Consider the following 19,039-nt stretch of genomic DNA (forward strand, 5'->3'; position numbering starts at 1 on the left):
GCCCCCGCCGAAACCGAGGGAATGGACATGCTCAACGATCACGATCGCATCTTCACCAACATCTACGGGATGCACGACCGCTCGCTGAAGGGCGCGATGGCGCGTGGTCACTGGGATGGCACGGCGGCGATCCTGGGCAATGGCCGGGACTGGATCATCGAGCAGGTCAAGACCTCGGGGCTGCGCGGACGCGGCGGCGCGGGCTTTCCGACCGGGCTGAAATGGTCGTTCATGCCGAAGCAATCCGACGGGCGGCCCTCGTTTCTGGTGATCAACGCCGATGAATCCGAGCCGGGCACCTGCAAGGACCGCGAAATCATGCGCCACGATCCGCATACGCTGATCGAAGGCGCGCTGATCGCCGGTTTCGCCATGGGCGCACGGGCGGCCTATATCTATATCCGCGGCGAATATGTCCGCGAAAAGGAGGCCCTGCAGGCCGCCATCGACGAATGCTACGAAGCCGGGCTGATCGGGCGCAACGCCTGCCGCTCGGACTATGATTTCGACGTCTATCTGCACCACGGCGCGGGCGCCTATATCTGCGGCGAGGAAACCGCGCTGCTGGAAAGCCTTGAGGGCAAGAAGGGGATGCCGCGGATGAAACCGCCGTTCCCGGCGGGCTCGGGGCTTTATGGCTGCCCGACCACGGTGAACAACGTCGAATCCATCGCCGTCGTGCCGACGATCCTGCGCCGCGGCGGCGCCTGGTTCGCGGGCATCGGGCGGCCGAACAACACCGGCGTCAAGCTCTTCGCGATGTCGGGGCACGTCAACACGCCTTGCGTGGTGGAAGAGGCGATGTCGATCAGCATGAAAGAGCTGATCGAGAAACACGGCGGCGGCGTGCGTGGCGGCTGGAAGAACCTGAAAGCGGTGATCCCCGGCGGCGCGTCCTGCCCGGTCATTCCGGCGCATCTGTGCGAAGATGCGATCATGGATTACGACGGCATGCGCGAAAAGCAGTCGTCCTTCGGCACCGCCTGCCTGATCGTGATGGATCAGCAGACCGACATCATCAAGGCGATCGCGCGGCTGTCGCAGTTCTTCAAGCACGAAAGCTGCGGCCAGTGCACGCCCTGCCGCGAGGGCACCTCGTGGATGTGGCGGGTGATGGAGCGTCTGGTGACCGGCGAGGCCGAGGTCGAGGAAATCGACATGCTGTTTTCGGTGACGAAACAGGTCGAGGGCCACACGATCTGTGCCCTTGGCGATGCTGCCGCCTGGCCGATCCAGGGGCTGATCCGGCATTACCGCGAGGAGATCGAGGACCGGATCAAGGCGCGCAAGACCGGCCGCATGGGCGCGATGGCGGCGGAGTGATCTGAGATGGCCACCGGCTCGGGCAGCTTTCACAGGATCACGACGGGGGGGACGGCGACGGTTGCGGCGCTGGCCTGCGCCTGTCTGCCTGCGTTGGCCGAGGCGCCCGATTACAGCCTGCGCGCCTCGGGCTACATCCCCGATCTGTCGCGGCATCTGCGCCTCTCCGAAGGGGTGCGCGGGGCACGGGTGGAGTATTTCGGTCAGGTGATGACCGGCGGCCAGCATTGCGAAAAGAACGCCAAGGGGCTGGAAGAGTGCATTTCCTGGGACGGCTTCGCCTCGGCCTTCGAGGTCGAGTACGAGGGCGTCACCGAGACCGACGAGCGCGCGCTGAAAAAGGGCGTGCTGCTGGTGGTGGATGTGGTCTGCCCCTCGTCGCGGGCGATCTCGCGCGATCCGGCCGAGGTGCGGCGGCTGGCGGCGGGCGTCTATCGGCTGGATCTGGCCTGTCCGCGGGTCAACGAGAGGAAGGGCTACTGATGCGGGCGCTGCTTCTTCCCCTGCTGATGGCGGGCTGCGCCGGTGCGGCGCCGATGCCCGATGGCGGCGCCCGGGCGCCGCGCATGGCCGAGGTCGCGGGCTATACCGGAACCTTCCTGCCCACCGGCGAGCTGGCCGTGCACCGCACCGCCACGCCCTTCCGCATGGACGAGGGCGCCGAGGCGAAACGCGCCGCCAATGCGCTGTGCGGCGGCAAGGTCGCCTCGGGCGATCGTGACAACTTCATCGATGATTTTTGGGTCTTCCCCGGAGGCTGCGCATGACGACCGAGGCCAAGAAATCCGCCTGGAAATTCCGCTTCGAAGGCGAGGATGTCGCCGCCGACATCCGCACGAAATATGGTGCGGGCGGCGATCTGGTCGATATCTACGCCGCGGCGAACGGGCGCGAAGTGCACAAGTGGCACCATTACCTGCCGATCTATGAGCGCTATTTCGAGAAGTTCCGCGGCAAGCCGGTGCGGATGCTGGAAATCGGCACCTGGCGCGGCGGCTCGCTGGCGATGTGGCGCGATTATTTCGGCCCCGAGGCGGTGATCTACGGCATCGACATCAACCCCAAATGCAAGGCCTATGACGGCGAGGCGGCGCAGGTGCGCATCGGCTCGCAGGCCGATCCGAAGTTCCTGGCCGAGGTGATCGCGGAAATGGGCGGCGTCGACATCATTCTGGATGACGGCAGCCATGTGATGAAACATGTCCGCGCCAGCCTGCGCATGCTGTTTCCGCAGCTGGCCGAGGGCGGCGTCTACATGATCGAGGACATGCACACCGCCTATTGGAAGAAGTTCGGCGGCGGCATGGACACCTCGGACAACATCTTCAACTTCGTGCGCAAGCTGATCGACGACATGCACCGCTGGTATCACGGCGGCAAGCCGCGGGTGCCGCTGTTCGGGCCGATGATCTCGGGCATCCATGTGCATGATTCGATCATCGTTCTGGAAAAGGGCCCGGTGCATCCGCCGGTGGCCTCGATCCGTGGCGGACGTGCCGCCGAAACCGCCGAGACGGACGCCAGCGCCAGCTGACCGGCCAAGACCAACGACCCGGGCATCGCCCCGCCACCGACTGCAAGTGGAGAAGAAGCGTGAGCACCCTGCGCAAGATCATCATCGACGGCATCGAGGTCGAGGTCGATCCCAGCCTGACCCTGATCCAGGCCTGCGAACAGGCGGGCATCGAAGTGCCGCGGTTCTGCTATCATGAACGGCTGTCGATCGCGGGCAACTGCCGGATGTGTCTGGTCGAAGTGGTCGGCGGACCGCCCAAGCCCACCGCCAGCTGCGCCATGCAGATCAAGGACTTGCGCCCCGGCCCGAATGGCGAGCCCTCGGTGATCAAGACCAATTCGCCGATGGTGCGCAAGGCGCGCGAAGGCGTGATGGAATTCCTCTTGATCAACCATCCGCTCGATTGCCCGATCTGCGATCAGGGCGGCGAATGCGATCTGCAGGATCAGGCGATGGCCTATGGCGGCTCGGTCTCGCGCTTTCGCGAGGTCAAGCGCACCTCGGACAACCTGAACCTTGGCCCGCTGGTCAAGACCGAGATGACGCGCTGCATTTCCTGCACCCGCTGCGTGCGCTTCACCACCGAAGTCGCGGGCATCACCCAGATGGGCCAGACCGGGCGGGGCTGCGACAGCGAGATCACCAGCTATCTGAATTGCACGCTCGACAGCAACCTGCAGGGCAACATCATCGACCTCTGCCCGGTCGGCGCGCTGACCTCGAAACCCTATGCCTTCACCGCCCGGCCGTGGGAGCTGGTGAAGACCGAAAGCATCGACGTGATGGATGCGCTCGGCTCGAACATCCGCATCGACGCCAAGGGCCGCGAAGTGAAGCGCATCGTGCCGCGCAACCATGACGGCGTGAACGAGGAATGGCTGAGCGACAAGGGCCGCTTCATCTGGGACGGTCTGCGCCGCCAACGCCTTGACACGCCTTACATTCGCGAAGGGGCCAAGCTGCGCAAGGCGAGCTGGTCCGAGGCGCTGGCGGCTGCGGCCGCCGCGATGAAGGGACGCAAGGTTCTGGGTCTCGTCGGCGATCTTTGCTCGACCGAGGCCGCTTTCAGCTTGAAAAATCTGATCGAAGGGCAGGGCGGTTCGGTCGAATGCCGCACCGATGGCGCGCGTCTGCCGATCGGCAACCGCTCGGCCTATGTCGGCAATGTCGCGATCGCGGACATCGACGACGCACAGGAAATCATCCTGATCGGCACCGATCCGCGGACCGAGGCGCCGGTGCTGAACGCCCGCATCCGCAAGGCCTGGGCCAAGGGCGCCGTGGTCCGGCTCATCGGCCCGGCGGTCGATCTGACCTATGAGTATGAGCATGTCGGCACCGACCGCGCGGCCTTGGCCGGGTTGAAGGCGGGCAAGGACGCGATTGTCATCGTCGGTCAGGGCGCGATTTCCGAGGCCGATGGCGATGCGGTCATTGCCAATGCGATGGCGCTCTCGGGCCGGATGCTGATGCTGCACACTGCGGCGTCGCGTGTCGGCGCGATGGATGTGGGGGCGGTCACGAATGGCGGTCTGATCGCCGCGCTCGAGGGCGTGCAGGTGATCTACAACATGGGTGCCGACGAGGTGGAGATTGCGCCGGCCTCCGAAGGCGGGCCGTTCGTCATCTATCAGGGCAGCCACGGCGACCGCGGTGCTTCGCGTGCCGACATCATCCTGCCGGGCGCGGCCTATACCGAAGAACACGGGCTTTTCGTCAACACCGAGGGGCGTCCGCAGCTGGCCTTCCGCGCCACGTTCGCGCCGGGCGAGGCCAAGGAAAACTGGGCGATCCTGCGCGCGCTTTCGGCGGAACTGGGCGCGGTGCAGCCCTGGGACAGCCTGGGCGGGCTGCGCCAGTCGATGCTGGCTGCACATCCGCATCTGGGCGACATCGACGATCTGGCCGAGAACGGCTGGACCCCGCCCGAGCGGCGCGACATGGGCAAGGCGAGCTTCCGTCTGGCGCTTGGCGACTATTACTTCACCAACCCGATCGCGCGCGCTTCGGTGGTGATGGCGGAGTGTTCGGCGCAGGCCAAGGGGCGCAAATCCCCGGCCGTGGCGGCGGAGTGAGCGCATGACCCCGTCCCCGATCCTTCCCGTGGCGCTTCTGACCGGCCTTGCCGCCGGGCTGAGCGGCTGCGCCGAAGCCGGGGGCGGGGCGGTCTCGGGCGCGACGATCACCTATGAGGGGGTCGAGACGCATCTGCTCGATGACGATCTGGTGGGATTTCAGGTGGCGCTGTCGGGCACCACCAGCAAGGCGGCGGTGACGGCTTATGCCGCCTGCGCCGCCGCACAATATGCGCAGATCCGCGGCTTCGGCTTTGCCCGGCATGTGCGCACCAACGTGACACGCTCGGGCGGCAGCCTGCAGGCGGATGCGGTTTACCTCATCTCGCCGGCGCTGCCGCGGGGCTTGCGCACGATCGATGCGGAAGTGACCGTCGCCGATTGCCACGAGCGCGGCATTCCGACGGTTTGAAACGAATGATGCAGGACGGATCCGAGGGACAACATGGCTGACTTCTGGGCAACATCACTTGGACAGACCCTCATCCTGCTGGCGCAGGGTCTGGGCATCATCGCTTTCGTGATGATCGGCCTTTTGCTGCTGGTCTGGGGCGACCGCAAGATCTGGGCGGCGGTGCAGATGCGCCGGGGCCCGAACGTGGTGGGCGCCTTTGGCCTTTTGCAATCGGTGGCGGATGCCGCCAAATATGTCTTCAAGGAAATCGTCGTCCCCGCGGGCGTCGACAAGCCGGTCTATTTCCTTGCGCCCATGCTCAGCCTGGTGCTGGCTCTTCTGGCCTGGGTCGTCGTGCCCTTCAACGAAGGCTGGGTGATGGCCGACATCAACGTCGCCGTCCTTTTCGTCTTCGCGGTCTCCTCGCTCGAGGTTTACGGCGTGATCATGGGTGGCTGGGCCTCGAACTCGAAATACCCCTTCCTCGGCTCGCTGCGCTCGGCGGCGCAGATGATTTCCTATGAAGTGTCGATGGGTCTGATCATCGTCGGCGTGATCATCTCGACCGGCTCGATGAACCTTTCGGCCATCGTCGAGGCGCAGCGCGGTGATTTCGGCCTTCTGAACTGGTACTGGCTGCCGCATCTGCCGATGGTGGCGCTGTTCTTCATCTCGGCGCTCGCCGAAACCAACCGTCCGCCCTTCGACCTGCCGGAGGCGGAATCCGAACTCGTGGCCGGGTTCATGGTCGAATATTCCTCGACGCCCTATCTGCTGTTCATGGCGGGCGAATATATCGCCGTCTGGCTGATGTGCGCGCTGACCTCGGTGCTGTTCTTCGGCGGCTGGCTTTCGCCGATCCCGGGCGTGCCCGATGGCGTGCTCTGGATGGTGGCCAAGATGGCCGCGGTGTTCTTCGTCTTCGCGATGGTGAAGGCCATCGTGCCGCGCTACCGCTATGACCAGCTGATGCGGATCGGCTGGAAGGTGTTCCTGCCGCTCTCGCTCGGCTGGGTCGTCGTCGTGGCTTTCCTTGCGAAATTCGAAGTGCTGGGCGGCTTCTGGGCCCGTTGGGGGATTGGCGCATGAACGTGAAGGATCCGAACCGCGAAACGCTGAGCCTGACCCTTGACGGGCGTGTGGTGAAGCTCGTGCCGGTGATCGTCGAGGGCTACCGGCTGGAAGTGGATGGCAAGAACGTGACTTCGTTCCTGTCGAAGACGCCGCCGATCATGCGGGCGGTGGGGGCGCTGGAAGGGCGCGGAGATTTTGGCGTGGGCGACCTCGAGGTTGCCTCCGACAGCCGGAAATGGACCGTTTCCGGCCCAGTCAAGCAAGACACCGGCAAGACCGATCCGGCGGAGAAGAACTGATGGCTTTCGATTATGTTCGCGCAGCGAAATACTTCGTCCTGTGGGACTTCATCAAAGGCTTCGCGCTGGGGATGAAATATTTCGTGGCGCCCAAGCCCACGCTGAACTACCCGCATGAAAAGGGGCCGCTGTCGCCGCGCTTCCGCGGCGAACATGCGCTGCGCCGCTACCCCTCGGGCGAGGAACGCTGCATCGCCTGCAAGCTCTGCGAGGCGATCTGTCCGGCGCAGGCGATCACCATCGACGCCGAACCGCGCGACGATGGCTCGCGCCGCACCACCCGTTACGACATCGACATGACCAAGTGCATCTATTGCGGCTACTGCCAGGAGGCCTGCCCGGTCGATGCCATCGTCGAGGGGCCGAACTTCGAATACGCCACCGAGACGCGTGAGGAACTGTTCTACACCAAGGAAAAACTGCTGGAGAACGGCGCCCGTTGGGAGGCCGAAATCGCCCGCAACATCGAGATGGATGCACCCTACAGATGAACGCGGATTTTCAGAAGCTTTTCATGGCGATGATGGAGCAGGGCACGGAAATGGCCCGGATGTTCAACCCGGCTCTGGAGAGCTTCAACCCCAAGGCCTTCGAGAAGATGTTTCCGACCATGCCGGCCGACATGCTGGAAATGTGGTTCGGCAAGACCTTCAACCGCGACGGGCTGGATGCGCGCACCCGGCTTCTGGTGACGCTGGCGGGGCAGGTGACCCTGGGCGCGCAGGCCGAGGCGCCGGTCCGGCTGACCATCCGCCATGCGCTTGAAGCCGGGGCAACCGAGCGGGAGATCGCCGAGGTGATCTTTCAGATGAGCATGTTCGGCGGCGTGCCCGCCATGACCAAGGCGCTGGAACTGGCGCGCGAGGTCTTCGACGAGAAATCGGGGGAAAACACATGACGGTGTTCGTATTCGCCTTTTACCTTTTCGCCGTCGTGGCGGTGGTTGCGGGCCTCATGGTGGTTTTGTCCAAGAACCCGGTGCATGCGGTTTTGTGGCTGATCCTGACCTTCCTCTCGGCGGCGGGGCTTTTCGTGCTGATGGGGGCGGAATTCGTCGCCATGCTGCTGATCATCGTCTATGTCGGCGCGGTGGCGGTGCTGTTCCTTTTCGTCGTGATGATGCTCGACATCGACTTTGCGGCGCTGCGCGGGCAGCTGGTGCGCTATGCGCCGGTGGGCGGGCTCATTGCGCTCGTGATGCTGGCGCAGCTCGCCACCGGGCTGATGGTCTGGAACACGGCCGATGCGGCCAATGGCCTGCGTGCCTCGCCCGCGCCCGAGGGGGTGGAGAACACCGCCGCTCTGGGCATGATCCTTTATGACAAATACCTCTACCTCTTCCAGGGCGCGGGGCTCGTGCTGCTCGTCGCGATGATCGGGGCGATCCTGCTGACGCTGCGCCACCGCACCGACATCAAGCGGCAGAACGTGATCGCGCAGATGCACCGCGACCCGGCCAAGGCGCTGGAGATGGTCGACGTGAAACCGGGGCAGGGGCTGTGATGCGAAAGAACAAGAAAACGGGGTCGGGCCCGGAGGGGAAGCGATGACGATCGGATTGGAACATTATCTTGCTGTGGCGGCGATCCTGTTCGTCACCGGCATCTTCGGCATCTTCGTCAACCGCAAGAACGTCATCGTCATCCTGATGTCGATCGAACTGATGCTTCTGGCCGTCAACATCAACATGGTCGCGTTTTCGACGCATCTTGGCGACCTTGTCGGACAGGTCTTCACCATGTTCGTGCTGACCGTCGCCGCCGCCGAGGCCGCGATCGGGCTGGCGATCCTGGTGGTCTTCTTCCGCAACCGCGGCACCATCGCCGTCGAAGACGTCAACGTGATGAAGGGGTAAGGCCATGACCACGATCATCCTGCTTGCGCCGCTTCTTGGCGCGCTGATCGGCGGCTTCGGCTGGCGGCTGATCACGGAAAAGGGGGCGCTTGTCGTCACCACCGGCCTTTTGTTCCTGTCCTGCATCCTGTCCTGGGTGGTCTTCCTGACGCTTCCGGCCGAGACGAGCCACATCCATCTGCTCGACTGGATCCGCTCGGGCACGCTCGATACCTCCTGGGGGATCCGGCTCGACCGGCTGACCGCGATCATGCTGATCGTCGTCACCACGGTCTCGGCGCTCGTGCATCTTTATTCCTGGGGCTACATGGCCCATGACGAGAACTGGACCCATCACGAGAGCTACAAGGCGCGGTTCTTCGCGTACCTCTCGTTCTTCACCTTTGCCATGCTGATGCTCGTCACCTCGGACAACCTGGTGCAGATGTTCTTCGGCTGGGAAGGGGTGGGGGTCGCCTCCTATCTGCTGATCGGTTTTTATTACAAGAAACCCACGGCCAATGCCGCGGCGATCAAGGCCTTCGTGGTCAACCGGGTCGGCGATTTCGGCTTCCTTCTGGGCATTCTGGGGCTCTTTTTCCTGACCGACAGCATCGACATGGATGTGATCTTTGCTTCGGCCCCCGAACTGGCGAAGACCGAGCTGCACTTCCTGGCGTGGGAGTTCAACGCCGCCAACCTGATCGCCGTGCTTCTGTTCATCGGCGCGATGGGGAAATCGGCGCAGCTCTTCCTGCACACCTGGCTGCCCGATGCGATGGAAGGCCCGACGCCGGTTTCGGCGCTGATCCACGCCGCGACGATGGTGACCGCGGGGGTGTTCCTGGTCTGCCGGATGTCGCCCTTGTTTGAATATGCGCCGGAAGCCAAGATGATGGTCGTCTATGTCGGTGCCGCGACCGCGTTCTTTGCCGCGACCGTCGGCCTTGTGCAGAACGACATCAAGCGCGTGATCGCCTATTCGACCTGTTCGCAGCTGGGCTACATGTTCGTCGCTGCCGGTTCGGGCGTCTATTCGGTCGCGATGTTCCACCTGCTGACGCATGCTTTCTTCAAGGCGATGCTGTTCCTCGGCGCGGGTTCGGTGATCCATGCGATGCACCACGAACAGGACATGCGCAATTACGGTGGCCTGCGCAAAAAGATCCCCTTCACCTTCGCGATCATGATGATCGGCACCCTCGCCATCACCGGCGTCGGCATCCCGTTCCTCTCGATCGGCGGCGTGCCGGTGGGCTTTGCGGGTTACCTGTCGAAAGACGCGATCATCGAAAGCGCCTTTGCTTCGGGGAACGGTTTCGCCTTCTACGTGCTGGTGGCGGCGGCGGGGATGACCTCGTTCTATTCCTGGCGGCTGATCTTCCTCACCTTCTACGGCGAGGCGCGGGGCGATCATCACAAGCATGACCATGCCCATGAAAGCCCGACGGTGATGCTCGCGCCGCTCGCGGTGCTGGCGGTGGGCTCGGTGCTGGCCGGGATGGTCTGGTATCACAGCTTCTTCGGCGACAAGGTGGCCAGCTTCTTCAACCTGCCCGCCGCGGCGCATGGCGAAGCCCATGGCACCGAACACGCGACCGAAGCTCATGTCCCCGAAGCCGCGATGACGGCCGAGGCGGCGCATGAAGCCGCGATGGCGGGCACGATGGCGATGGCGGAACCGGCCGCGGATCATGCGGTGGCCAAGGCTCCGCAAGGCGCGATCTTCATGGCCGAGACGAACCATGTGATCCACGATGCCCATGGCGTGCCCGACTGGGTGAAGCTTTCGCCCTTCGTCGCGATGGTCACCGGCTTCTTCTTCGCCTGGCTTTACTACATCGGCGACAAGCCGCTGCCGGGCCGGACGGCACGGGCGCTGCCGGGGCTTTACCGCTTCCTGCTCAACAAGTGGTATTTCGACGAGCTGTTTGACCTGCTCTTCGTGAACCCGGCGAAATCGCTTGGTCGCAAACTGTGGAAGGGCGGCGATGGCGCCGTCATCGACGGGGCGATCAACGGGCTCGCGCTTGGCTGGATCCCGTTCTTCACCCGCGTCGCGGGCCGGATCCAGTCGGGCTATCTCTTCCACTATGCGTTTGCGATGGTGCTGGGCATCGTTGCACTGATGTTCTGGGTCGTGCGGACCGGGGGAATGAACTGATGCAAAACCTCCTCTCCATCATCACCTTCCTGCCGCTGGCCGCGGCGGCGGTGCTTGCCGTGGTCAGCCGCGGGTCAGGCCCGGCGGCCGATCGCAATGCGAAATGGGTGGCCTTGACCGCGACCGTTGTGACCTTCCTTGTCTCGCTCCTGCTGCTGGCGGGCTTCGATCCGGCCAATCCCGGCATGCAGTTCGTCGAGGACCGCGCCTGGATCATGGGCCTGCACTACAAGCTCGGCGTGGACGGCATCTCGATCCTGTTCGTGATGCTGACCACCTTCCTGATGCCGCTCACCATCGCCAGCGCCTGGCATGTGGAAGCGCGGGTCAAGGAATACATGATCGCCTTCCTTGTCCTTGAAACGCTGATGATCGGCGTCTTCGTGGCGCTCGACCTCGTGCTGTTCTACCTCTTCTTCGAGGCGGGTCTGATCCCGATGTTCCTGATCATCGGGATCTGGGGCGGCAAGGAGCGCATCTACGCGACGTTCAAGTTCTTCCTTTATACCTTCCTCGGCTCGGTGCTGATGCTGGTGGCGATGGTGGCGATGTATATGATGTCGGGCACCACCGACATCGTGACGCTGATGAGCTTCGACTTCCCGCATGCGGATCTGCCGTTCCTCGGCTGGTGGAGCCTGACGGGCGGGGTGCAGACGCTGCTGTTCCTGGCCTTCTTCGCGTCCTTCGCGGTGAAGATGCCGATGTGGCCGGTGCATACCTGGTTGCCCGACGCGCACGTGCAGGCGCCCACCGCGGGCTCGGTCGTGCTGGCGGCAGTGCTTCTGAAAATGGGCGGTTACGGCTTCCTGCGCTTCTCGCTGCCGATGTTCCCGGTGGGGGCAGAGACGATGACCACCTTCGTCTTCATCCTGTCCGCGGTCGCCATCGTCTACACCTCGCTCGTCGCTCTGGCGCAGGAGGACATGAAGAAGCTGATCGCTTATTCCTCGGTCGCCCACATGGGCTATGTGACGATGGGGATTTTCGCGGCGAACCAGCAGGGGGTGGACGGCGCGATCTTCCAGATGCTCAGCCACGGCTTCATCTCGGGGGCGCTGTTCCTCTGCGTCGGCGTGATCTATGACCGCATGCACACAAGGGACATCGCCGCCTATGGCGGTCTGGTGAACCGGATGCCCGCTTACGCGCTGATCTTCATGTTCTTCACCATGGCCAATGTCGGCCTGCCGGGCACCTCTGGCTTCGTTGGCGAATTTCTGACGCTGATGGGGATTTTCCAGGTCAACACCTGGGTGGCGCTGTTTGCCACCTCGGGGGTGATCCTCTCGGCGGCCTATGCTTTGTGGCTTTACCGCCGCGTCGTCTTTGGCGAGCTGGTCAAGGAAAGCCTGAGGACGATCACCGACATGACCAGCCGCGAAAAGGCGATCTTCGCGCCGCTTGTCGCGATGACGCTGATCCTGGGCGTCTATCCCAGCCTTGTGACCGATCTGATCGGGCCGTCCGTGGCCCATCTTGTGCAGAATTACCACGCCGACCTCGGCACCGTCGCACATGCGACCGCGGGCAACTGAGGAGAAAGACCCATGACAAAAGCGGAATTCTCTCTCGTCCTGCCCGAGGTGTTGCTGGCCATCTATGCGATGGGCGTGCTGCTCTTCGGCGTCTGGACCGGCAAGGACAGGGTGGCGAAACCCATTCTCTGGGCCTCGGCCGTCACCATGCTGGCGCTGGCGGGGATCATCGGGCTTGGCTCGGGCATGCAAACGGCCTTTGGCGGGCTTTTCATCGCCGATGATTTCGCGCGTTTCGCGAAAGTGGTGATCCTTGTCTCGGCCGCCGCGGTGCTGGCGATGAGTTCGGATTATCTGGGCCGTCGCGGTCTGCTGCGGTTCGAATATCCGATCCTGATCGTGCTCGCCGTCGTCGGCATGATGATGATGGTCTCGGCGGGCGATCTGATGTCGCTTTACATCGGGCTCGAGCTGCAATCTCTGGCGCTTTACGTCGTCGCGGCGCTGCACCGGGACTCGGCGATTTCGTCAGAGGCCGGTCTGAAATACTTCGTGCTGGGTTCGCTGTCGTCCGGTCTGCTGCTCTACGGCGCCTCGCTGGTGTACGGTTTCGCGGGCACCACGACTTTCTCGGGCATCATCACCGTGGTCGAGCAAGGCCACCTGCCGATCGGTCTGCTGTTCGGTCTGGTGTTCCTGCTGGCGGGCCTTGCTTTCAAGGTCTCGGCCGTGCCCTTCCACATGTGGACGCCGGACGTCTATCAGGGCTCGCCCACGCCGGTCACCGCCTTCTTTGCCACCGCGCCGAAACTGGCCGCGATGGCGCTGATCGCGCGGGTCGTGCATGATGCCTTCGGGCAGGTGCCGGGCGAATGGGGGCAGATCCTCGCCGCGCTGGCGCTGGCCTCGATGTATCTGGGCGCCATCGCCGGGATCGGCCAGCGCGACATCAAGCGGCTGATGGCCTATTCCTCGATCTCGCATATGGGCTTTGGCCTGCTGGGTCTGGCGGCGGGCACCGCGGCGGGCGTGGAATCGATGCTGATCTACATGACGATCTACACCGTGATGAACGTCGGCACCTTCGCCTTCATCCTGTCGATGGAGCGTGACGGCAAGCCCGTCACCGAGATCGCCGCGCTGAACATGCTGTCGAAAACCGATCCGGTGAAGGCCTTTGCGCTTCTGGTGCTGCTCTTCTCGCTGGCGGGCGTGCCGCCGATGCTGGGCTTCTTCGCCAAATTCGCGGTGATCAAGGCGGCGATCGGGGCCGGGTTCCTCTGGGTGCCGGTGGCGGCGGTCGTGGCCTCGGTGATCGGCGCCTTCTACTACCTGCGCATCGTCTATTTCATGTATTTCGGCGAAAAATCCGCACCGCTCGACGGCCGGATGCCCGCGCTGCAATTCGCCTTCCTGGTGCTGGCGGCGGGGGCGATGCTGGGCGGCGCGATCAACATGGCGGGCGTCGAGGGCGCGGCGCAGGCGGCGGCGGCCTCCCTTGTCAACTGAGGCAAGCTGGCCGAGAGACTGGCCGGGGGGCGTGGCCCGCCACGTCCTTGCGCAGACCGACACGACGATGGCTGAAGCGGCCCGGCTGGCCCCGCATCTTGCGGGGCCTGCTTGGGTTTTCGCGCATCGCCAAACCGCGGGCCGGGGCAGGCGGGGCCGCGACTGGCTGATGCCTGCGGGCAATTTCGCCGCCACGCTCGTGTTTCGCCCCGCCGTCACCCCCGCCACCGCGGCGCTTTATTCCTTTGTCGCGGCGCTTGCGCTTGAGGCCGCGCTGACCGAGGTCATGGGCCCCGGGCCCGTCACCGCGATCAAATGGCCCAATGACGTGCTGCTGAACGGCGGCAAGATCGCCGGGATCTTGCTGGAAAGCGTCGGCACCGGCGGGCAGATCAGCCATCTTGCCGTCGGCATCGGCGTCAATCTGGCCCAGGCGCCGCCCGCCGCGGCGCTGGAGCCGGGCGCCGTCGCCCCGGTGTCGCTGGTGGGCGAGACCGGGCTGAAAATCGACCCGCTCGACTTCCTGCCGCCGCTGGCGCGCGGCTTCGCGCATTATGCCGCAACCTTCGAGCGTTACGGTTTCGCCCCCATTCGCGCGGCATGGCTTGCCCGCGCCGCCAGGATCGGGCAAAGGATCACCGCCCGCACCGGCACGGAAACCTTGACGGGCACCTTCGAGACGATCGACGACACCGGCGCGCTGATCCTTGCGACCGGCTCGGAACGGCGGGCGATCTCGGCGGCGGATATCTTCTTTTAGGGGCGCCTATGCTTTTGTGCATCGACTGCGGCAACACCAACACCGTGTTTTCGGTCTGGGACGGGGCGGATTTCGCCGCCACTTGGCGCATCGCCACCGACCATCGCCGCACCGCCGACGAATATTTCGTCTGGCTCAATACGCTGATGCAGCTCAAGGGCCTGCAGGGGCGGATTTCCGCGGCGATCATCTCCTCGACCGCGCCGCGGGTGGTGTTCAACCTGCGCGTGCTTTGCGGCCGCTATTTCGACTGCCGCCCGCTGGTCGTCGGCAAACCGGGCTGCGAGCTGCCCGTCGCGCCGCGGGTCGATCCGGGCACCACGGTCGGGCCGGACCGGCTGGTGAACACGGTGGCGGGCTATGACCGCCATGGCGGCGATCTGATCGTCGTCGATTTCGGCACCGCCACCACCTTTGACGTCGTGGCCGCCGATGGCGCCTATATCGGCGGGGTGATCGCGCCCGGGGTGAACCTGAGCCTCGAGGCGCTGCACATGGCGGCGGCCGCGCTGCCGCATGTCGATGTCACGAAACCGCAAGGCGTGATCGGCACGAATACGGTGGCCTGCATCCAATCCGGGGTGTATTGGGGCTATATCGGCCTTGTCGAAGGCATCGTGCGGCAGATCCGGATGGAACGTGACCGTCCGATGAAGGTGATTGCCACCGGGGGTCTTGCCTCGCTCTTCGATCTGGGCTTCGATCTGTTCGACAAGGTCGAGGATGACCTGACCATGCATGGTCTGCGTCTGATCTTCGATTACAACAAGGGACTTGGGGCGTGAGCGAGCGACTGATCTACCTTCCTTTGGGCGGTGCCGGCGAAGTCGGGATGAATGCCTATGTCTATGGCTACGGACCCGAGGGCAAGGAACGGCTGATCGTCGTCGATCTGGGCGTGACCTTCCCCGACATGGACGGCTCGCCCGGGGTCGATCTGATCATGGCCGACACGGCCTGGCTCGAGGCGAACGTCAACCGCATCGACGCGATCTTCCTGACCCACGGCCATGAAGATCACATCGGCGCCATGCCGCATCTGTGGCCGAAGCTGCGCGCGCCGGTCTTTGCGCGCCGCTTCACCGCCGCGCTTGTCGCGATCAAGATGGAAGAGGCCGGTCTTGCCTCGGACATGATCCGCGTCGTCGAGCCGCGCCCGAAGGCGATCGATATCGGCCCGTTCCGGGTGCAATTCGTCCCCGTCAGCCATTCGATCCCGGAAAGCTCGGCGCTCATCATCGACACGCCCGCGGGCCGCGTCGTGCATACGGGCGATTTCAAGCTCGACGGCAATCCGGTGGTGGGCGAGCCCTTCGACCCGCTCGAATGGCACGAGATCGCCAATGAGGGCGCGGGCATCAAGGTGCTGTGCTGCGATTCGACGAACGTCTTCACCCATAATCCGGGCCGGTCGGAATCGACGCTGGTGGCGCCGCTGCGCGACTTCATCGCCGCGCAAAAGGGGATGGTGGTCACGACCACCTTCGCCTCGAACGTGGCGCGGCTGAAAACGCTGGCCGAGGCCGGTCGGGCTGCCGGGCGCTCGGTCTGTCTTTTGGGCCGGGCCATGCGCAAGATGGTGCAGGTGGCCGAGGAAGCCAATGTTCTCAAGGGCTTTCCGGGCACGATCCAGCCCGAGGAAGCGGTCGATGTGCCGCGCCAGAATCTGATGCTGATCGTCACCGGCTCGCAAGGCGAACGCCGCGCGGCGACGGCGCAGCTGAGCCGCGGCAAATATCTGGGCCTGTCGATGAAGGAAGGCGACACGTTCCTGTTTTCCTCGAAGATCATCCCCGGCAATGAACGCGGCGTGTTCAGGATCATCAACGCCTTTTCCGAAATGGGCGTCGATGTGGTCGATGACCGGGGCGGGCTTTACCACGTCTCGGGCCATGCCAACCGCCCCGATCTGGATGCGGTGCATGACCTTTTGCGGCCGCAGATCCTGATCCCGATGCATGGCGAGCATCGCCACCTGCGCGAACACGCCAAGATCGCGCAATCGAAGGGCATCGCCACCGAGGTCGCGACGAATGGCACGATGCTGGATCTGACCGGCCCGGCGCCGAAAGTGGTGGAATATATCGAGACCGGGCGGCTTTATCTGGATGGCACCGTGCTGATCGGCGCGCTCGATGGCGTCGTGCGTGAACGCATCCGCATGGCGCTGAACGGCCATGTGCTGATCACCGTGATCATCGACGAGGACGACGTGCCGCTCGGTGATGCCTGGGTCGAACTGATGGGCCTGCCCGAGCGCGGCAAGTCGGGCGGCGACATGATGAAGATCATCGAGGACGAGCTCTCGGCCTTCCTTGAATCCGCGCCGGAAAAGGTCGTGCGCGACGATGACAAGCTGGACGAGGCGCTGCGCCGGATCGCCCGGCAAGTCGCGATGGAAGAGATCGGCAAGAAACCCGAGGTGACGGTGGTGGTGTCGCGACTGATGGCCGACTGACCCCCCCCGCGGTGACGGACCGGACCCCGGCGCAAGCCGGGGTTTTGCCGTTTTCGGGGCCTTCGCTGTTGCAGCAATGCCCGTATGCGCCGGTATGCCGCAAAGCTTCTTGAATTCCGCCTCTTCCGTTCTTGTGTCGACCCCGTGCAGGATTATCTCGACGCGAGAGCACCAAGAAACCAGCCAAAGGCTTTGCCATGACGCCCATCGACGACCATCCCCTGCGCTACGCGCTGGTGAACGAGCTGCACGCCCGCCCCTTTCCCTCGGTCGGTGCGCCTGCCCATGTCGTCTATCTTGCGATCAAGGAACCCTTCGACGCCGCCAACCGCGACCGCACCAAGGATCACACCCATCTGTGCGATCTTCTGACCCGCTACGGCGCCGCGATCCCGCCCGGCGATGTCACGCATTACTCGGGCGAGATCGGGCGGCACACGCTGAAATGGGACAGCCATACCGAATTCACCACCTTTCTGGCCTATGCGCCGGGGGTGTCATCGCGGCCCTTCGATCCGGCCGAGGCCGAGGTCTTCCCCTCCGACTGGATCCAGTCGGCGCCGGGGCGGCGTCTGGCGGCGGTCTCGATCCGCATCGAGGATCTGCCCGAGGACAGCGAAACGATCCTGCCGCTGATCGACGCCTGGTTCGTGCCCGAAAGCCTGGTCTGCACCTGGGTGCTGGAGGAAACCGCGGTGATCGCCACCGATTTCCGCATCGATCCGGCGGGGCAGATGCGCTTTGCGGTCTTTGCCAAGCCCGGCACGGGGCAGGGGCGGATTGGCCGGATCGTGCAGCGGATCTGCGAACTCGAGACTTATCGGGCGATGTCGATGCTGGGTCTGGGCCGGGCGCGGGCGCTGACGCAAACGCTGAATGCGCTGGATCCCGAGCTGACCAATCTGGTCGCGCTGATGAACGACGACGCCCATCCGGCCGAGGACACGCTGCATCGGCTGCTCGAGGTGTCGACGGAACTCGAAAGCCTGGCGGTGACGAACACGTTCCGGTTTTCCGCCACCGCGGCTTACGAGGCGATCGTGAACGAACGGGTCGAGGTCCTGCGCGAAAGCCGGTTTCATGGGCGTCAGAAGTTTTCGGAATTCATGAACCGTCGTTATGATCCGGCGATGCGGACGGTGAAATCGGCCGAGGCGCGGCTGAATGCGATGGTCGAACGCGCGGCGCGGGCGGGCGAGCTTCTGCGCACGCGCGTCGATGTGGCGCGGCAGGCGCAGAACCAGAAGCTTTTGGAAAGCATGGACCGGCGCTCGGATCTGCAGCTGCGGCTGCAACGCACGGTCGAGGGGCTTTCGGTGGTGGCGATCAGCTATTACGCGGTCAGCCTTGCGGCCTATGCCGTCTATCCGATCGCGCAGGAAATCGGCATCAGCAAGGAAATGGCGGTGGCGGGTCTGACGCCCCTGGTCGTCGCGGTGGTCTGGCTGGCGCTGCGCCGGATCAGGAACGGCGTCGGGCATTGATCCGGTTCCGGCCGCACCCGTTCCGGTCGCAACGGCGCGGATGAACCGAAAAGGGGGCCCGATGGCCCCCTGAGTCTTCGCAAGATCGCGTTTTCAGACGCCCCGCGCCAGCGCGGCCACGCCGGTGCGCGCCACATCGACCAGACCGAGCGGCCGCATCAATTCGGCAAAGGCATCGATCTTTTCCGAGGTGCCGGTGATCTCGAAAATGAAGCTTTCCAGCGTGCTGTCCACCACCGAGGCGCGGAAGATATCGGCCAGACGCAAAGATTCCACCCGCTTTTCCCCCGTCGCCGTGACCTTGAACAAGGCCAGTTCCCGCTCCACCGCCTTCGCCTCGGTGGTCAGGTCGTGGACCTCGTGCACCGGCACGATCCGGCCCAGCTGCGCGCGGATCTGTTCGATCACCGCTTCGGTGCCGCGGGTGACGATGGTGATGCGGCTCCGGTGCCCCTTGTGGTCGATTTCCGCCACGGTCAGGCTGTCGATGTTGTAGCCGCGCCCGGAAAACAGCCCGATCACCCGGGCCAGAACCCCCGGTTCGTTCTCGACGATCACGGCGAGCGTGTGGCTGCGTTCGATATCCGAATGGAAGTCGCGCAGGTCATAGGCGGAGTGGCTCGTGGAGCCTTTCTTGATGTTCAGAGCGGCCATTGCCCTCTCCCTTCCGA

At 64.4% G+C, this 19,039-nt stretch carries 20 protein-coding genes; 19 read left to right on the forward strand and 1 reads right to left on the reverse strand.

Annotated features, from left to right (window positions below):
• The first annotated feature begins 27 nt into the window (after nucleotides 1–27).
• From nuoF to LY44_RS02825, 19 genes are all read left to right on the forward strand, one after another.
• Nucleotides 28–1,323 carry an NADH-quinone oxidoreductase subunit NuoF gene (gene nuoF, locus LY44_RS02735; protein WP_055208817.1) on the forward strand — a complete coding sequence of 432 codons (1,296 nt, stop codon included), beginning with the start codon at nucleotides 28–30 and terminating at the stop codon, nucleotides 1,321–1,323.
• 6 nt (nucleotides 1,324–1,329) lie between these two features.
• Nucleotides 1,330–1,806 carry a hypothetical protein gene (locus tag LY44_RS02740; protein ID WP_055208816.1) on the forward strand — a complete coding sequence of 159 codons (477 nt, stop codon included), beginning with the start codon at nucleotides 1,330–1,332 and terminating at the stop codon, nucleotides 1,804–1,806.
• Nucleotides 1,806–2,090 carry a hypothetical protein gene (locus LY44_RS02745; protein ID WP_055208814.1) on the forward strand — a complete coding sequence of 95 codons (285 nt, stop codon included), beginning with the start codon at nucleotides 1,806–1,808 and terminating at the stop codon, nucleotides 2,088–2,090. The genes LY44_RS02740 and LY44_RS02745 overlap by 1 nt, the downstream gene beginning before the upstream one ends.
• A complete protein-coding gene (locus LY44_RS02750; protein ID WP_055208812.1) occupies nucleotides 2,087–2,857 on the forward strand; it encodes a class I SAM-dependent methyltransferase in 771 nt (256 codons plus the stop codon). The genes LY44_RS02745 and LY44_RS02750 overlap by 4 nt, the downstream gene beginning before the upstream one ends.
• Before the next feature lie 59 nt (nucleotides 2,858–2,916).
• Nucleotides 2,917–4,914: an NADH-quinone oxidoreductase subunit NuoG gene (gene nuoG, locus LY44_RS02755; protein WP_055208810.1), complete on the forward strand. Its 1,998-nt coding sequence runs from the start codon at nucleotides 2,917–2,919 to the stop codon at nucleotides 4,912–4,914.
• 4 nt (nucleotides 4,915–4,918) lie between these two features.
• Nucleotides 4,919–5,326, forward strand: a complete 408-nt coding sequence (locus tag LY44_RS02760) for a hypothetical protein (protein WP_055208808.1) — start codon at nucleotides 4,919–4,921, stop codon at nucleotides 5,324–5,326.
• Nucleotides 5,327–5,359: 33 nt separating this feature from the next.
• A complete protein-coding gene (gene nuoH / locus LY44_RS02765) occupies nucleotides 5,360–6,397 on the forward strand; it encodes an NADH-quinone oxidoreductase subunit NuoH (protein ID WP_055208806.1) in 1,038 nt (345 codons plus the stop codon).
• On the forward strand, nucleotides 6,394–6,681 hold the full coding sequence (locus LY44_RS02770; protein ID WP_055208804.1) for a hypothetical protein: 288 nt from the start codon (nucleotides 6,394–6,396) through the stop codon (nucleotides 6,679–6,681). The genes nuoH and LY44_RS02770 overlap by 4 nt, the downstream gene beginning before the upstream one ends.
• Entirely contained in the window at nucleotides 6,681–7,172 is a 492-nt protein-coding gene (gene nuoI / locus LY44_RS02775) for an NADH-quinone oxidoreductase subunit NuoI (protein WP_013067255.1), read from the forward strand. Before LY44_RS02770 ends, nuoI begins: the two co-directional genes overlap by 1 nt.
• A complete protein-coding gene (locus tag LY44_RS02780; protein WP_055208802.1) occupies nucleotides 7,169–7,579 on the forward strand; it encodes a carboxymuconolactone decarboxylase family protein in 411 nt (136 codons plus the stop codon). Before nuoI ends, LY44_RS02780 begins: the two co-directional genes overlap by 4 nt.
• Nucleotides 7,576–8,184, forward strand: a complete 609-nt coding sequence (locus LY44_RS02785; protein WP_055208800.1) for an NADH-quinone oxidoreductase subunit J — start codon at nucleotides 7,576–7,578, stop codon at nucleotides 8,182–8,184. The genes LY44_RS02780 and LY44_RS02785 overlap by 4 nt, the downstream gene beginning before the upstream one ends.
• 43 nt (nucleotides 8,185–8,227) lie before the next feature.
• Nucleotides 8,228–8,536 (forward strand): NADH-quinone oxidoreductase subunit NuoK, encoded by a 309-nt coding sequence (gene nuoK, locus LY44_RS02790; protein WP_013067258.1) that lies wholly within the window; start codon nucleotides 8,228–8,230, stop codon nucleotides 8,534–8,536.
• A 4-nt stretch (nucleotides 8,537–8,540) separates the two neighbouring features.
• Nucleotides 8,541–10,679: an NADH-quinone oxidoreductase subunit L gene (gene nuoL / locus LY44_RS02795; protein WP_055208798.1), complete on the forward strand. Its 2,139-nt coding sequence runs from the start codon at nucleotides 8,541–8,543 to the stop codon at nucleotides 10,677–10,679.
• Nucleotides 10,679–12,217, forward strand: coding sequence for an NADH-quinone oxidoreductase subunit M (locus LY44_RS02800; protein WP_055208796.1), 1,539 nt, complete (start codon nucleotides 10,679–10,681; stop codon nucleotides 12,215–12,217). The genes nuoL and LY44_RS02800 overlap by 1 nt, the downstream gene beginning before the upstream one ends.
• A gap of 12 nt (nucleotides 12,218–12,229) precedes the next feature.
• Nucleotides 12,230–13,666, forward strand: coding sequence for an NADH-quinone oxidoreductase subunit NuoN (gene nuoN / locus LY44_RS02805; RefSeq protein WP_055208794.1), 1,437 nt, complete (start codon nucleotides 12,230–12,232; stop codon nucleotides 13,664–13,666).
• Between the two features lie 31 nt (nucleotides 13,667–13,697).
• Nucleotides 13,698–14,426, forward strand: coding sequence for a biotin--[acetyl-CoA-carboxylase] ligase (locus LY44_RS02810; RefSeq protein WP_081024335.1), 729 nt, complete (start codon nucleotides 13,698–13,700; stop codon nucleotides 14,424–14,426).
• Between the two features lie 8 nt (nucleotides 14,427–14,434).
• Entirely contained in the window at nucleotides 14,435–15,211 is a 777-nt protein-coding gene (locus LY44_RS02815) for a type III pantothenate kinase (protein WP_055208790.1), read from the forward strand.
• 47 nt (nucleotides 15,212–15,258) lie between these two features.
• Complete coding sequence (locus LY44_RS02820) at nucleotides 15,259–16,884, forward strand: ribonuclease J (RefSeq protein ID WP_173644528.1); 1,626 nt, start codon at nucleotides 15,259–15,261, stop codon at nucleotides 16,882–16,884.
• Nucleotides 16,885–17,081: 197 nt separating this feature from the next.
• Nucleotides 17,082–18,368 carry a DUF3422 family protein gene (locus LY44_RS02825; RefSeq protein WP_055208786.1) on the forward strand — a complete coding sequence of 429 codons (1,287 nt, stop codon included), beginning with the start codon at nucleotides 17,082–17,084 and terminating at the stop codon, nucleotides 18,366–18,368.
• A 93-nt stretch (nucleotides 18,369–18,461) separates the two neighbouring features.
• Here the strand turns inward: LY44_RS02825 and ilvN are convergent, their stop codons facing one another.
• A complete protein-coding gene (gene ilvN, locus LY44_RS02830; protein WP_055208784.1) occupies nucleotides 18,462–19,022 on the reverse strand; it encodes an acetolactate synthase small subunit in 561 nt (186 codons plus the stop codon).
• Nucleotides 19,023–19,039 lie beyond the last annotated feature (17 nt).

This window comes from Rhodobacter capsulatus (assembly GCF_003254295.1).
Lineage (GTDB): Bacteria > Pseudomonadota > Alphaproteobacteria > Rhodobacterales > Rhodobacteraceae > Rhodobacter > Rhodobacter capsulatus.

Coding starts and splice junctions, on each gene's coding strand:
- LY44_RS02780 (WP_055208802.1), top strand. CDS start 7,169: ATGAACGCGGATTTTCAGAAGCTTTTCATGGCGATGATGGAGCAGGGC.
- nuoN (WP_055208794.1), top strand. CDS start 12,230: ATGACAAAAGCGGAATTCTCTCTCGTCCTGCCCGAGGTGTTGCTGGCC.
- LY44_RS02750 (WP_055208812.1), top strand. CDS start 2,087: ATGACGACCGAGGCCAAGAAATCCGCCTGGAAATTCCGCTTCGAAGGC.
- nuoI (WP_013067255.1), top strand. CDS start 6,681: ATGGCTTTCGATTATGTTCGCGCAGCGAAATACTTCGTCCTGTGGGAC.
- nuoL (WP_055208798.1), top strand. CDS start 8,541: ATGACCACGATCATCCTGCTTGCGCCGCTTCTTGGCGCGCTGATCGGC.
- LY44_RS02785 (WP_055208800.1), top strand. CDS start 7,576: ATGACGGTGTTCGTATTCGCCTTTTACCTTTTCGCCGTCGTGGCGGTG.
- nuoH (WP_055208806.1), top strand. CDS start 5,360: ATGGCTGACTTCTGGGCAACATCACTTGGACAGACCCTCATCCTGCTG.
- nuoF (WP_055208817.1), top strand. CDS start 28: ATGCTCAACGATCACGATCGCATCTTCACCAACATCTACGGGATGCAC.
- ilvN (WP_055208784.1), bottom strand. CDS start 19,022: ATGGCCGCTCTGAACATCAAGAAAGGCTCCACGAGCCACTCCGCCTAT.
- nuoK (WP_013067258.1), top strand. CDS start 8,228: ATGACGATCGGATTGGAACATTATCTTGCTGTGGCGGCGATCCTGTTC.
- LY44_RS02740 (WP_055208816.1), top strand. CDS start 1,330: ATGGCCACCGGCTCGGGCAGCTTTCACAGGATCACGACGGGGGGGACG.
- LY44_RS02800 (WP_055208796.1), top strand. CDS start 10,679: ATGCAAAACCTCCTCTCCATCATCACCTTCCTGCCGCTGGCCGCGGCG.
- LY44_RS02770 (WP_055208804.1), top strand. CDS start 6,394: ATGAACGTGAAGGATCCGAACCGCGAAACGCTGAGCCTGACCCTTGAC.
- LY44_RS02820 (WP_173644528.1), top strand. CDS start 15,259: ATGAATGCCTATGTCTATGGCTACGGACCCGAGGGCAAGGAACGGCTG.
- LY44_RS02815 (WP_055208790.1), top strand. CDS start 14,435: ATGCTTTTGTGCATCGACTGCGGCAACACCAACACCGTGTTTTCGGTC.
- LY44_RS02745 (WP_055208814.1), top strand. CDS start 1,806: ATGCGGGCGCTGCTTCTTCCCCTGCTGATGGCGGGCTGCGCCGGTGCG.
- LY44_RS02825 (WP_055208786.1), top strand. CDS start 17,082: ATGACGCCCATCGACGACCATCCCCTGCGCTACGCGCTGGTGAACGAG.
- LY44_RS02760 (WP_055208808.1), top strand. CDS start 4,919: ATGACCCCGTCCCCGATCCTTCCCGTGGCGCTTCTGACCGGCCTTGCC.